Here is a 12,390-nt window from a genome sequence, read left to right on the forward strand (position 1 = left end):
CAACAGCGGCGTCAGACCTCTGCCAGGAGACCTTCGAGCGAAGGCAAGATCAGCCCTGGCGGGAGGTCGCGATACTCGTCCGGCTGGTTGGTCCGGTTGATCCATACCGTGCGAAAACCGAATCTCGTCGCGCCGGCGATGTCCCAGCGGTTCGACGACTGAAACGAGACCGCGCCGGGATAAAGCCGCCAGCCGGTGACCACCATGTCGTAGACCGAGGGGTCGGTCTTGAAGCGTTTGACCTCGTCGACCGAAAACACGTCGTCGAGGATCTGGTCGAGCGCCGCGGATTTGACCGCCGCGTCGAGCATTTCAGGCGAGCCGTTGGACAAAATAGCGAGCTTCGCGCCCGACGCCTTGAGCGCCCTCAGCACGGCAGGCACCTCCGGGTAGCAATCGAGCCGCCAATAGGCTTCGAGCAGTTTCGTCCGCAGCGCCGGATCAGCCGAGGGCACCTTGCGCAAGGCGAAATCCAGCGCCTGCTCGGTCAGTTGCCAGAAGTCGGCGTATGATCCCATCAGCGTCCGCACCCAGGAATATTCGAGCTGCTTGGCGCGCCAGATTTCGGAGAGAAGCTGGCCGTCCGGGCCGATCTCGCCGGCGTGGCGGCGCACGGCGGCGTGTACGTCGAACAAGGTGCCATAGGCGTCGAAGACATAAGCCGCATGATGCATGTCTCAAGTTTTGCGGCGCGCAGGCTTGCCGCGCAAGCATTGATTGCGGCCAAGTGCCTCTGGCCCCAACGATTTTTCCCGAGGTCAATTGACGCCAGCCGTCAAAGCATCGTCCTATGGCGGACTGAAATCACTCAATTGGACGGCGACCATGACACTGGCGGCGGCAGCGCAAACCGCGACTTGGACCTATGTGGACGGGGACTGGTACGAGGGCAACGTCGCCATTCTCGGGCCGCGCAGCCACGCCATGTGGCTCGGCACCAGCGTCTTTGACGGCGGCCGCTGGTTCGAGGGCGTCGCGCCCGACCTCGAGCTGCACTCCGCTCGCGTCAACGCTTCCGCGATCGCGCTTGGTCTGAAGCCTTCGATGACGACGGAAGAGATCGTCGGCCTGACTTGGGACGGCCTGAAGAAATTCGACGGCAAGACGGCGGTCTATATAAGGCCGATGTATTGGGCCGAGCATGGCGGCTATATGGGCGTGCCGGCCGACCCGGCCTCGACGCGCTTCTGCCTCTGCCTTTATGAATCGCCGATGATCCCGCCATCCGGTTTTTCGATCGGCGTTTCGCCGTTCCGGCGCCCGACAATCGAGACCATGCCCACCAACGCCAAGGCGGGCTGCCTCTACCCCAACAATGGCCGTGCCATTCTGGAGGCCAAGAACCGCGGCTTCGACAACGCTTTGGTGCTCGACATGCTGGGCAATGTCGCCGAGACCGGGACCTCCAACATCTTCCTGGTCAAGGACGGTCATGTGATGACTCCGGCCCCGAACGGCACGTTTCTGTCGGGCATCACCCGCTCGCGTACCATCAGCCTGCTCGGCGACTACGGTTTCAGGACCACCGAGAAGACGCTGTCGGTCCGCGATTTCCTCGAAGCCGACGAGATATTCTCAACCGGCAACCACTCGAAAGTGGTGCCCGTCACACGCATTGAAAACCGCGACCTGCAGCCCGGACCGGTGGCCAAGAAGGCACGCGAGCTCTATTGGGAATGGGCGCATTCGACGTCCGCCGCCTGACCCGCTGGAGCGTTTCACCGTTTCAGGGAAACGGCGACACGCTCCATCTTCCTGTTTTGCGCAATTCCGCACGGAAAACCGTTTCGCACTTTTCCTGGAATTGCTCTAAAAAGTCGCTCGGCGCTCCATTCCGGAGTTGCCCCGATCCATTCCAGACCTATCTTAGCCCGGTAGTATCACCGGACTTTTTTCCTCGAGGGAGTACCATCCATGGCTTTTGAGTTGCCCGCCTTGCCCTATGACTACGAGGCCTTGCAGCCTTACATGTCGAAGGAGACGCTGGAGTATCACCACGACAAGCACCACAAGGCCTATGTCGACAACGGCAACAAGCTGGCGGCCGAGGCCGGAATGGGCGACCTGTCGGTCGAAGAGGCCGTGAAGCAGTCCTTCGGCAAGCATGCCGGGCTCTTCAACAACGCCGCCCAGCACTACAACCACATCCATTTCTGGAAATGGATGAAGAAGGGCGGCGGCGGCAACAAGCTGCCGGGCGCGCTGCAGAAGGCCTTCGACAGCGACCTCGGCGGTTACGACAAGTTCAAGGCGGATTTCATCGCCGCCGGCACCACCCAGTTCGGCTCCGGCTGGGCCTGGGTCGCGGTCAAGAACGGCAAGCTGGAAATCTCCAAGACCCCGAATGGCGAGAACCCGCTGGTTCATGGCGGTTCGCCGATCCTCGGCGTCGACGTCTGGGAACACTCCTATTACATCGACTACCGCAACGCGCGCCCGAAATATCTCGAGGCCTTCGTCGACAGCCTGATCAACTGGGACCACGTCCTGGAGCTTTATGAGAAGGCTAAAGCCTGAGTGATTTGATGAGAAGCCCCGGTTTGCCGGGGCTTTTCTTTTTCAGGACAAATCCGGCAAAATCGTCACGGCGCCGGGGAATAATCCCGCCATCACGCCCGTTAACGTCCAGAGCAGTTCCAGGAAAAGTGTTGAACGGTCTTCCGTCCGGAATTGCGCCAGCGAACTCTCTTCACCCACGGAGCCAATTGAATGAGAAAGCTTGTCGTCGCCCTCTCTATACTTGCCTTTGCCGGCTCGGCCTATGCCGACCCGATCAAGGGTCGCCAGGCCCTGATGAAGGAACGCGGCAAGCTCGCCGGGCAGATCTCGAAGGTGGTCAAGGGCGAGACGCCTTTCGATGCCGCCGCCGTGCTGGACGCGCTGAAGGCACTGCAAGCCAATGCCGAGAAGTTCGATGTCGACACGCTGTTCCCTGCCGGCTCCGACAAGGGCGACACCACGGCCGCGCCGAAGATCTGGGAAGACATGGCGGGCTTCAAGGCGGCCGAGGACAAGTTCCTGGCCGATACCAAGGCCGCGGTCGCTTCCCCGCCGGCCGATGTCGACGCGTTGAAGGCGCAGCTTAACACGCTGGGCGGCGATTGCGGCACCTGCCATCAGACCTACCGGATCAAGAAGAGCTGATCGCTTGACGATGGCCTGGCTGAAGAAGCTTGTCGGCGCCGTCATCGTGCTTGGCGCCGCCGCGGCTGGCGCCAGCTGGGTTCTGTCGGCACCGGTCAGGCTGGACGCCGGCACCGTCGCTGATCTTGGCCCTGGCGACGCCGCCAGGGGAAAGCGGATCTTCTACGCCGGGGGCTGCACCTCCTGCCACGCCAGACCTGGCGCCCAGGGCGACGCCCGCCTCGAGCTCGTCGGCGGTCTTGAACTCAAGACGCCGTTCGGCACCTTCGTCCCACCCAACATCTCGCAAGACCGGAAGGACGGTATCGGCGCCTGGAGCGAGGCGGACTTCGCCAATGCCATGCTGAAAGGCGTCTCTCCTTCCGGCGAGCATTTCTATCCGGCCTTTCCCTATGCCTCCTACGCGCGCATGAAGCCGGCCGACATCGCCGATCTCTACGCCTTCATGAAGACGCTGCCGGCGATTGCCGGCAAGGCGCCGGATCACAGGCTTTCCTTCCCCTTCACCATCCGTCGCGGCATTGGCCTCTGGAAGCTTGTCTATCTCAGCCCCGAACCGGTGATCGCGCTGCCAGAGGGCGCGCCGGCCAAGGTTCTCGCCGGCCGCTACCTGGTCGAGGGTCCGGGCCATTGCGGCGAATGCCACACGCCGCGCGATTTCGCCGGCGGCGTCAAGAAGGCCGAGTGGCTGGCGGGCGCCGTGGCCGCCGAAGGCTCGGGCGTTGTGCCCAATATCACCCCGCAGGGCGGCACCAAGGACTGGTCCGAGGCCGACATCGCCAATTATCTCGAGACCGGCTTCACGCCCGATTTCGATTCGGTCGGCGGCGCCATGGTCGACGTGCAGCGCAACATCGCGCAACTGACCGCCGACGACCGCGCGGCGATTGCCGCCTACCTCAAGGCCGTCCCGCCGCACCCCAACGGCTATCCGGCGCGCAAGCCGGCGAGTTAACCTGCGCACGCGGCGTCAAACCCGCGACCATACATGATGGCGTAAAGCGGTTTGGCATGCCCAATCGGTGGCGAATTAGTTGACTTGAATAGTCATGTATTATAGGCGCTTCGGGCCAATTCCCCGAGGACCGAAGCTTGCCCACGCCCTCCATCGACCTTGTGTCCGGATTCACCCATGACGAGCAGCGCGTGGCGCTTGTCCTCGCCGGCGGACGCATACTGTCCTACAGGGAACTCGGCGGTCTTGCGCTAGACTTCGCGTCGCAGTTGGGACGAAGACAAAAGCGGCTCGTGGCGATTGCGGCGGAAGCTTCCGAGCACGCAGTCGCCGCCTATATCGGAGCCCTGCAGGCTGGGCACGCAGCGGCCATGCTGCCGCCGTGCGACAATAGGCTTTGGGACGATTTCCAGGCAGCCTTCCAGCCGGATTTCACCTACAGGCCAATTGACGGCCGCTGGCGTCTCGTTGAGGAAGCTCGATCCGCTGGAGATGCGGAGCCGCTGCATCCCGATCTCGCGCTGCTGCTGATGACGTCCGGCAGCTCGGGCGCCGCCAAGGCGGTCAGGCTTTCCTACGGCAATCTCCAATCCAATGCGCGCTCGATCGCGGCCTATCTCGAGCTCTCTTCCTTCGACCGGGCCGCTCTCGTGCTGCCTCTCCACTATTCCTATGGGCTGTCGGTCCTCAATTCGCATCTGGTTGCGGGCTCTAGCGTCCTCTTCACCGGCATGTCGGTCATGGACAGCGACTTCGTCAGCACGATCGACCACGGCGGCTGCACAAATCTGTCTGGTGTCCCGTATTCTTACGAGCTTCTGGAACGGGTGCGTTTCCGCGACGCTGAGCTCAAGGCGTTGCGCATGATGACGGTGGCGGGCGGAGCGCTTGGCCCGGACCTCATCCGCCTTTATCGGAACCACATGGTCGCCAGGGGCGGCCGCTTCTTCGTCATGTATGGCCAGACCGAGGCGACGGCACGCATGGCTTTCGTGCCGCCGGAGAGCCTTTCCGACAAGGAGGATCGGATCGGCGTGGCGATCCCGGGCGGCAGCCTCGGTATCGTCGACGCTGCAGGCGAGCCGATCAGCCAACCAGGCATTCCCGGAGAGCTCGTCTATCGCGGTCCGAACGTAATGATGGGTTACGGCACGCGGCGCCTCGACCTCGCGCGCGGCGCAGAGCTCGAGACCCTGAACACTGGCGACATTGCCGTACGGGACCAACATGGTTTCTTCCGCATCGTCGGGCGCAGAAGCCGCTTCGCCAAGATCGCAGGCCTCAGGATCGGCTTCGATACGATGGAGCAGGCGCTGGAGCGCGCCGGCATTGCCTCTGCAGTGGTTGGCGACGATCGAGGATTGCAGGCCTATGTGATCGGTGCCGACCCGACGGGGAGTGCACGGCGTATTCTTGCCGAGATCAGCCATCTGCCTGCCAATCTGGTTCGGGTTGCGACGCGCGAGGAGTTTCCCAGACTTGCCTCTGGCAAGATCGACTATGCCTGCCTCCAGCAGGAGATGTTGGAAGGGCGGACGGAAATCCGCTGTGAGCGGGGCGGTCTGCTCGGTGCCTACGCCGGCGTATTCTATCCCCTGGCCGTCGGCCGCAATGACAGCTTCGTCTCTCTTGGCGGGGACTCCCTTCGATTCCTGCAATTGGCTCTGGAACTCGAGCGTCTCGGCATGAACCTGCCGGACGGCTGGGAACGCTTGAGCATTGCCGAGCTGGCAAACCGCCAGGCGGCGGGACTTCCCGAACACCGACACGCAAGCGAGATGCCGACCGATTTAGTGCTGAGGGTTATCGGGATCCTGCTGGTGGTCGTGCATCACGAAACGCTATGGCCTATCCCCGGCGGCTCCGGCGTCATGATGCTGCTGGCCGGCTACAGCCTTGCTCGTTTCCAGTCGGCCCATTTCCTTGCCGGTCGAATTGGGCACGCGCTCAAACCAGCGATCGACGTCCTGATCCCGTATTTTCTCATTGTCGCCGCTTACGCTGCAGCCTGGCGGACGATCCCCTGGGCTTCGATGACGCTTACTGGGAATTTCGGCTATGCCGAACCGGAGCGTCACGAGATGATTCCGTACCTTTACTGGTTCATCGAGGCCTATTCGCAGACGCTCCTGCTCTTCGCTCTGATCTTTGCCATTCCTACAGTCCGCAAGCTTGCCCGGGCTCACCCCTTCGTTTTCTCACTCGGCCTTTTGGGGGTTGCCGCTGTCGCGCGCTTTTCGTCCCCATCGCTCGTCGACCTAGGCAACCGCCAGATATTCACGATCTATTGGGTTTTCCATTTGGCCGTATTCGGTTGGTGTGCCTGTTTCGCCGACACTCCGGCGAGAAAGCTGGCTCTGACTGCGCTTGCCGCCGCTATGCTGGGTTATTTGGCCTTCTGGGAGTCGGTCTGGTTCGGGACGACGGTCAAATATCTGATGATCTTCGCGGCGCTTTTGGTCCTTCTTTACCTGCCGCGCGTTCGCCTGCCGGCCGGGATAGGGCGGCTGGTTGCGCAGGTCGCCGTCGCGGCGTTTCCGATCTACCTTTTCCACCGTTTCGTCCCGGAAATATTGATGGCGCCCGCCGCGGGCAAGCTGCCGGTTCCGATCTTCCAGCTGCTCGCGATCGTCGGTGGCATTGCCTTAGGCATCGTTTCAGGCAAGGCCTTGGCAGGCATCCGAAACCTGCGTGGCAGATTGGCCCTGGGACGCCAGCCGGAATTGCTCTCCGCCTGATCCACGCTCGTGCCGCTCTAAATCAAAGTGATAGAGCATGACGTCGTCCGAAACCGCTCCACACTTTTCGGCATCATGCTCTACGGGTGGCGGTCGCCCAGGAAGTCGAAGCCGTTCTCGAAAAAGTGATTGTAGTCGCAGGTCAGTTCCTCGCCGGGCGCGATATCGCGCAACGCATAAGCCTCTTCCGGAGAGGAGATATCGCAGTTCGGGTCGTCTGCGTGGTTCATATAGCGGGCGTCGTCCGCCTCGAAGACGATGAAATTGGGATCGCGCCGGTCCGGATAGGAATAGCGGTCAAGATAGGACTTCACCGGGCCGGATTCGCCCTCATAGGTCTCTACGGGAATGCGTCGATCGAACCTTGGATCGAGCTTCCAGATCAATGTGCCCCGCGCAATGCGGTGTTTGGCGAAGACGCCGATGCCCTGGATGGGCGATTTGTCGAGATAGACGTCGACGAGCAGCATAGCGAACCTTGCGAATGTATCTGGACGCGGCCCCGAAGTGGCCGCGACCGAAAACGACGGCGCATTGCCTAGCGCGCGAGCCGTGCGATTGCGAGTAGAAAATCAGGCCTTGCCTGTCACTTTCAAGGCAAAGGCGTAAATATAGGCGATCTCCTCCAGCCGCGAGAAGCGACCCGAGGCGCCGGCATGGCCGGACTCCATGTTGATCTTGAACAGGACCGGGTTGCCGCCTGCCTTGCGTTCGCGCAGCCGCGCCACCCATTTCGCCGGCTCCCAATAGGTGACGCGCGGATCGGTCAGGCCCGCCAGCGCCAGGATCGGCGGGTAGTCGAGCGCCGCCACATTGTCATAGGGCGAATAGGCCGCGATCGTCTGGTAGTCGGCGGCGGACGCTATCGGATTGCCCCATTCCGGCCATTCCGGCGGCGTCAGCGGCAGGCTGGCGTCGAGCATGGTGGTCAGCACATCGACGAACGGCACCTCAGCGACGATGCCGCCGAAGCTTTCCGGGGCCAAGTTGGCGATCGCCCCCATCAGCATGCCGCCGGCGGAGCCTCCCTGCGCCACGATGCGGTCGTGCTCAGTGTAGCGCTCGGCAACGAGATGGCGGGCGCAGGCGATGAAATCGGTGAAGGTGTTCATCTTCGTTGCCCGCTTGCCGTCCTCGTACCAACCGTACCCCTTGTCCTTGCCGCCGCGCACATGCGCGATGGCATAGATGAAGCCGCGGTCGACCAGCGACAGGCAATTGGTATTGAAGGCAGAAGGCACCGTGATTCCATAGGAGCCGTAGCCGTAAAGCAGGCAGGGCGCGGAACCGTCGAGGGGCGTGTCGCGATGGTGCAGCAACGAGATCGGCACCGGCTCGCCATCGGCGGCGGGGGCCATCAGCCGGCGCGTGACATAGTGCTCCGCATCGTGGCCGGAGGGCACTTCCTGCGTCTTCAAAAGCACGCGTTCGCGGCTGCGCATATTATAGTCGAACACCTGCGCTGGCGTCGTCATCGACGAATAGGTGAAGCGCATCACGTCGGTGTCGTATTCGTAGGAGCCGGAGAGACCGAGCGAAAAAGCTTCCTCGTCGAAAGAGATGAAATGCTCCTCGCCGCTGGCGCGCTCGCGCACGACGATGCGCGGCAGGCCTTCCTTGCGCTCGAGCCGGACCATGTGATGCTTGAAGCCGAGCACCGACAGGATCAGCCGGCCGGGCTCGTGCGGCACCAGTTCCTGCCAGTTGGCGCGCCCGGGATTGTCGACCGGCGCGGTCATGATCTTGAAGTCCTTGGCGCCGTCGGCATTGGTGAGGACGAAGAAGACGTCGCCGCCTTCTTCCAGATCGTATTGCAGGCCGGTCTCGCGCACCGCCACAACCTTCGGCTCTGCGGTTGGATCATCGGCGGGCAGCAGGCGGTATTCCGACGTTTCATGATCGTTGATGCCGATCATGATCCAGTCGTTGGCGCGCGTGCCGCCCACGTCCATGAAGAAGCCCGGATCGGTCTCCTCATAGATCAACCGGTCGTTTTCGGACCTGTCGCCCAGCGCATGGAAGAACACTTTCGACGGACGATGGTTGTCGTCGAGACGGGTATAGAAGAAGCCGCCGTCGCTGGCGTCCCAGACCCCGCCACCGCCCGTATCCGGGATCTGGTCGGCAAGTTCTTTGCCGCTCGCAAGATCGCGCACGCGCAGCGTGAAGAACTCCGAACCCTTGTCGTCGAAGCCCCACAGCAGCTTCCCGTGGTCGGCCGAATGGTCGACGCCGCCAAGCCGGAAATAGGGCTTGCCCTCGGCTTCCGCGTCGCCGTCGAGCAGGATCTCCTCAGTGCCGCCGTCGCGCGGCGTGCGGAAATAGCGCGGCTGCTCGCCGCCCTGCCGGAACGACGATCCGTAGGCATAGTGGCCGTCCTTCATGGGCACCGTCGAGTCATCCTCCTTGATGCGCCCCTTCATCTCGGCAAACAGCCTGGCGCGCAGGTCCGCGGTGCCGGCCATGAGCGCGGCCTGATAGGCGTTCTCGGCATTGAGATGGGCGCGGATGCGGCCGTCGAGCAGGGAAGGGTCGCGGAACACGGCCTGCCAGTTGTCGGCCCGCATCCAGGCATAGTCGTCGCTGCGGGTGATGCCGTGATGCGTGTCCGAAACCGGGTGTTTCTCAGGGGTCGGCGGGCTGGCGGCCGGGAAGGCGGAAGTCAAGGCGGAAGCTCTGGTCATTACGTCTCGCTGCGGAATTTGCTTGAATGACGAATGAACACGCCGCTCAGCGGCGGTTCAACGGGCGCGGTTCAAGGTGGTACAGAAGCTAAGTCGAAGGGGGAAAGATGAAATCCTGTGTTTCTACTGCAATGTCAGTTGCCGTCATAGCGGCAGGTCTGGCTTTTTCCAGCCAGTCTCATGCAACCGTCTTTGCCGCCTGGCAAGTGGCGGGCGTGCCGTTCGGTGATACGCTCAATGCTCGAAAATATCCGTCCAATACATCGCAGAAACAGGCCGCCTATCCGAACGGCACCGTGCTGCAGATGACCGGCCGCTGCACCGGAGGTGTAAACCTGCTCGATATCGGCCGGCAGCCGCAATGGAAGCAGCGCCAGGCGATCCGCTATCGCTGGTGCGAGATCTGGCACGATCCGGCGCAGAATGGTCATTTCGTCACCGGCTGGGTCTACGGCAAATACATCGCGCCTTACTGACGGATCTGTCGCGTCGCCTTGTCGGGTCCAGCCGCCAAGGCGGTATCCTTGCGCTTCGCTGTGCCGCAGGATTCGTTGTGCAGGCGAAAGGGCACCCAAGCATTAGCCAAGCATTGAACGTGGTGTCGAGTGGCGATCGGATGTCTAACATGCGGATGACGCAACGTCATGCCATGCTGGTCTGACCAGAAAAATCTCGCGAAGTTACACGGCGCACGAATTTTTGAAGCTGAATCGGCAATAGTTGATGAATATCGACCAATATAAGTCAATATGCGAATTGACTTACTTTCAATGCGGCGTCATTAAGATAACCGACGCGAATCTCAGAGCCTTTCCTGAACGAAATCCGCGCGATGCCCGATCCATAAAAAAGGGCGCAGTTTTAGAAACAACTCTCGTTGGGGCCTTAGCACTATGGAAATCGTCGAAACACCTTCGAAAAACGGTGACGCGCTGATCGAGCTGACCGCCGATGTCGTCGCCGCCTATGTCAGCAACAATCCGGTGCCGGTTGGGGAACTGCCGAACCTTATCGCCGACGTCCATGCCGCGTTGGGCCGCGTCGGTGGCTCGTCGGAGCAGCCGTCGGCTGAGAAGCAGAAGCCGGCCGTCAATCCGAAGCGCTCGGTCCATGACGACTACATCGTCTGTCTCGAGGACGGCAAGAAGTTCAAGTCGCTGAAGCGGCATCTGATGACCCACTACAATCTCACGCCGGAAGAATATCGTGAGAAGTGGGGCCTGGACGCCAACTATCCGATGGTCGCCCCCAATTACGCTGCCGCCCGCTCGCAGCTCGCCAAGAAGATGGGTCTGGGCCGCAAGCGCAAGGGCCGTTGATAGGTCTCAGCTCGTCAAGCAGTTCGACGGCGCCCTTGCGGCGCCGTTTTGCTTTCTTGACAGGAGCGATATCGGCCGGATCAGGCCGTCTGCTTCAGCGCCGCTTCCGCATCGCGCTTGATGCGCTTGACCATCGAACGGAGGCCGTTGGCGCGCTGCGGCGACAGATGCTCGTCGAGGCCGAGCTCTTTCAGGGTCGCTTCGGCGTCCGTGTTCTGGATTTCGCTTGCCCGCCGGCCCGAAAACAGCGCCAGCATGATGGCGACGAGGCCGCGAACGATATGGGCGTCCGAATCGCCCTGGAAGCCGATCACCGGATCGGCGCCCGCTCCCTGCTTGGTGGTGAGCCACACCTGGCTCACACAGCCAGGCACCTTGTTCGCAGCCGTGCGCTCCTCCTCAGGGAAAGGCGGCAGGCTCTCGCCGAGCTCGATCACATAGCGATAACGGTCCTCCCACTCGTCGAGCAGGGAAAAGTCGTCGCGGATGGTCTGAATCGAGGTGGCCATTGCCCGCATATAGTGGCCCGACACGGCCGCGTCACGGAAAAAGAAAGACGCCGCGGGCGTCGAGAGGTCGGACGGGGCCCGCGGCGTTAGAGCAATTCTGGGAAACGTGCGTAGGCGGTTTTGCGCCAGGAATTGCGCTAAAATTAAAGTGCCGAGCGAACGGCCGGAACGAATTCAGTTCTTGGCCGTCAACATCACCGGAATGTTGACCTTGGTCGGCAACACGATGTCCTCGGCGACGCTGCCGGTGGTCGTGACGGAGCCATCCGCGACCTTTGTTTCGGGCGCGCCTGCCGGCCCGGAGTGCTGGTCGTCGATCATGGCCGCGGCGATCTTGGCCGTTTCCTTGGCGCGAACGGTGATGGTGTACATGGCCGATTTGCCGGTCTCGCAGACATCGGGCTTACGCTCGCAGAGCCCTGCAATGTCGCCGACCGCCTCTCGCGCCGCAAACAGCGCCTGGATCGGTCCGACGCTCTGCTGGCCGTTCTCGCCCGGGCCGACGCCGAGCGGCAGCGCCAGCAGCACCAGCGAAAACCAGAAAGCCATCCTGATCAGAAAGCCCATCTTACCTGCCTCTCATCGGGGATGGAATGATGCATCCATCCGTGACGGATCACGCATCCATCGGCATGACCTCTTTTATGGGCACGATAGTGGCACGGTCACGCAAAGGACGGCTTGCATCGAAGCCGCGAATTTTCCTCAAATTTTAGGCAAATTCGAAAGGATCGGTTTTGACATGGGGTTGTGTCGAATCTCATCGACTTCGTTAACTTTACGATAACCATGTATCACGTTGTTATTAAACGATTTTACTCCAGGCAGAACTTAGTCGGTTCAAGTTCCGGCCCGTTTTGGCACAGGCCTTGCGGCTAACCCGCCGTTTACCATGGCGCCAACTCGGCATGCTTTGCCGGGCTGGCATCACAATATTTGCCTTGGCGCGGTCGCCGGCTTCGCCAGCCTTATCCATTCCTTAAACGCTGGATGCGAGTTTCAAGCCAATTGATGAGTCACCTGCCAGGCAGGCGTTTTTCA

Annotated in this window: 12 protein-coding genes; 7 read left to right on the top strand and 5 right to left on the bottom strand. The window is 61.7% G+C overall.

All coding sequences use genetic code 11. From position 1 onward, the window contains the following. Window positions 1-11: 11 nt before the first annotated feature. A complete protein-coding gene (locus tag LB535_RS24710) occupies window positions 12-674 on the bottom strand; it encodes a haloacid dehalogenase type II (RefSeq protein ID WP_224634062.1) in 663 nt (220 codons plus the stop codon). A 151-nt stretch (window positions 675-825) separates the two neighbouring features. Here LB535_RS24710 and LB535_RS24715 point away from each other — a divergent pair, with 151 nt between their 5' ends. From LB535_RS24715 to LB535_RS24735, 5 genes are all read left to right on the top strand, one after another. Continuing rightward, on the top strand, window positions 826-1,704 hold the full coding sequence (locus LB535_RS24715) for a branched-chain amino acid aminotransferase (RefSeq protein ID WP_095767170.1): 879 nt from the start codon (window positions 826-828) through the stop codon (window positions 1,702-1,704). A gap of 210 nt (window positions 1,705-1,914) precedes the next feature. Beyond that, on the top strand, window positions 1,915-2,517 hold the full coding sequence (locus tag LB535_RS24720) for a superoxide dismutase (RefSeq protein ID WP_224634063.1): 603 nt from the start codon (window positions 1,915-1,917) through the stop codon (window positions 2,515-2,517). A gap of 192 nt (window positions 2,518-2,709) precedes the next feature. After that, the gene (locus LB535_RS24725; protein ID WP_224634064.1) at window positions 2,710-3,144 is read left to right on the top strand and encodes a c-type cytochrome; all 435 of its coding nucleotides are present in this window, start codon (window positions 2,710-2,712) and stop codon (window positions 3,142-3,144) included. A gap of 10 nt (window positions 3,145-3,154) precedes the next feature. Further along, window positions 3,155-4,099, top strand: coding sequence for a cytochrome c (locus LB535_RS24730; RefSeq protein WP_224634104.1), 945 nt, complete (start codon window positions 3,155-3,157; stop codon window positions 4,097-4,099). Between the two features lie 371 nt (window positions 4,100-4,470). After that, window positions 4,471-6,837: an AMP-binding protein gene (locus LB535_RS24735; protein ID WP_224634105.1), complete on the top strand. Its 2,367-nt coding sequence runs from the start codon at window positions 4,471-4,473 to the stop codon at window positions 6,835-6,837. Between the two features lie 80 nt (window positions 6,838-6,917). Here LB535_RS24735 and LB535_RS24740 read toward each other — a convergent pair whose 3' ends face one another. Together LB535_RS24740 and LB535_RS24745 are read right to left on the bottom strand one after the other, a co-directional pair. Next, complete coding sequence (locus LB535_RS24740; RefSeq protein ID WP_095766869.1) at window positions 6,918-7,307, bottom strand: SET domain-containing protein; 390 nt, start codon at window positions 7,305-7,307, stop codon at window positions 6,918-6,920. 102 nt (window positions 7,308-7,409) lie between these two features. Then, window positions 7,410-9,521, bottom strand: coding sequence for a S9 family peptidase (locus LB535_RS24745; protein ID WP_224634065.1), 2,112 nt, complete (start codon window positions 9,519-9,521; stop codon window positions 7,410-7,412). A 131-nt stretch (window positions 9,522-9,652) separates the two neighbouring features. Here LB535_RS24745 and LB535_RS24750 point away from each other — a divergent pair, with 131 nt between their 5' ends. Further along, on the top strand, window positions 9,653-9,997 hold the full coding sequence (locus tag LB535_RS24750) for an SH3 domain-containing protein (protein WP_224634066.1): 345 nt from the start codon (window positions 9,653-9,655) through the stop codon (window positions 9,995-9,997). Window positions 9,998-10,414: 417 nt separating this feature from the next. After that, a complete protein-coding gene (locus LB535_RS24755; RefSeq protein WP_040991330.1) occupies window positions 10,415-10,840 on the top strand; it encodes a MucR family transcriptional regulator in 426 nt (141 codons plus the stop codon). A gap of 80 nt (window positions 10,841-10,920) precedes the next feature. On the opposite strand, the gene LB535_RS24760 is transcribed toward LB535_RS24755, so the two are convergent. Together LB535_RS24760 and LB535_RS24765 are read right to left on the bottom strand one after the other, a co-directional pair. Beyond that, window positions 10,921-11,349, bottom strand: a complete 429-nt coding sequence (locus LB535_RS24760) for a SufE family protein (RefSeq protein ID WP_095767172.1) — start codon at window positions 11,347-11,349, stop codon at window positions 10,921-10,923. Between the two features lie 174 nt (window positions 11,350-11,523). After that, window positions 11,524-11,916: a DUF5330 domain-containing protein gene (locus LB535_RS24765; RefSeq protein WP_224634067.1), complete on the bottom strand. Its 393-nt coding sequence runs from the start codon at window positions 11,914-11,916 to the stop codon at window positions 11,524-11,526. Window positions 11,917-12,390: the final 474 nt, after the last annotated feature.

Origin of the sequence: Mesorhizobium sp. CA10 (genome assembly GCF_020165285.1) — a bacterium.
GTDB lineage: Bacteria > Pseudomonadota > Alphaproteobacteria > Rhizobiales > Rhizobiaceae > Mesorhizobium.

Excerpts from the sequence above, each read along its gene's own strand:
- LB535_RS24710 (WP_224634062.1), bottom strand. The coding sequence starts at position 674 with ATGCATCATGCGGCTTATGTCTTCGACGCCTATGGCACCTTGTTCGAC.
- LB535_RS24755 (WP_040991330.1), top strand. The coding sequence starts at position 10,415 with ATGGAAATCGTCGAAACACCTTCGAAAAACGGTGACGCGCTGATCGAG.
- LB535_RS24715 (WP_095767170.1), top strand. The coding sequence starts at position 826 with ATGACACTGGCGGCGGCAGCGCAAACCGCGACTTGGACCTATGTGGAC.
- LB535_RS24740 (WP_095766869.1), bottom strand. The coding sequence starts at position 7,307 with ATGCTGCTCGTCGACGTCTATCTCGACAAATCGCCCATCCAGGGCATC.
- LB535_RS24750 (WP_224634066.1), top strand. The coding sequence starts at position 9,653 with ATGTCAGTTGCCGTCATAGCGGCAGGTCTGGCTTTTTCCAGCCAGTCT.
- LB535_RS24745 (WP_224634065.1), bottom strand. The coding sequence starts at position 9,521 with ATGACCAGAGCTTCCGCCTTGACTTCCGCCTTCCCGGCCGCCAGCCCG.
- LB535_RS24765 (WP_224634067.1), bottom strand. The coding sequence starts at position 11,916 with ATGGGCTTTCTGATCAGGATGGCTTTCTGGTTTTCGCTGGTGCTGCTG.
- LB535_RS24725 (WP_224634064.1), top strand. The coding sequence starts at position 2,710 with ATGAGAAAGCTTGTCGTCGCCCTCTCTATACTTGCCTTTGCCGGCTCG.
- LB535_RS24730 (WP_224634104.1), top strand. The coding sequence starts at position 3,155 with ATGGCCTGGCTGAAGAAGCTTGTCGGCGCCGTCATCGTGCTTGGCGCC.
- LB535_RS24760 (WP_095767172.1), bottom strand. The coding sequence starts at position 11,349 with ATGGCCACCTCGATTCAGACCATCCGCGACGACTTTTCCCTGCTCGAC.
- LB535_RS24735 (WP_224634105.1), top strand. The coding sequence starts at position 4,471 with ATGCTGCCGCCGTGCGACAATAGGCTTTGGGACGATTTCCAGGCAGCC.
- LB535_RS24720 (WP_224634063.1), top strand. The coding sequence starts at position 1,915 with ATGGCTTTTGAGTTGCCCGCCTTGCCCTATGACTACGAGGCCTTGCAG.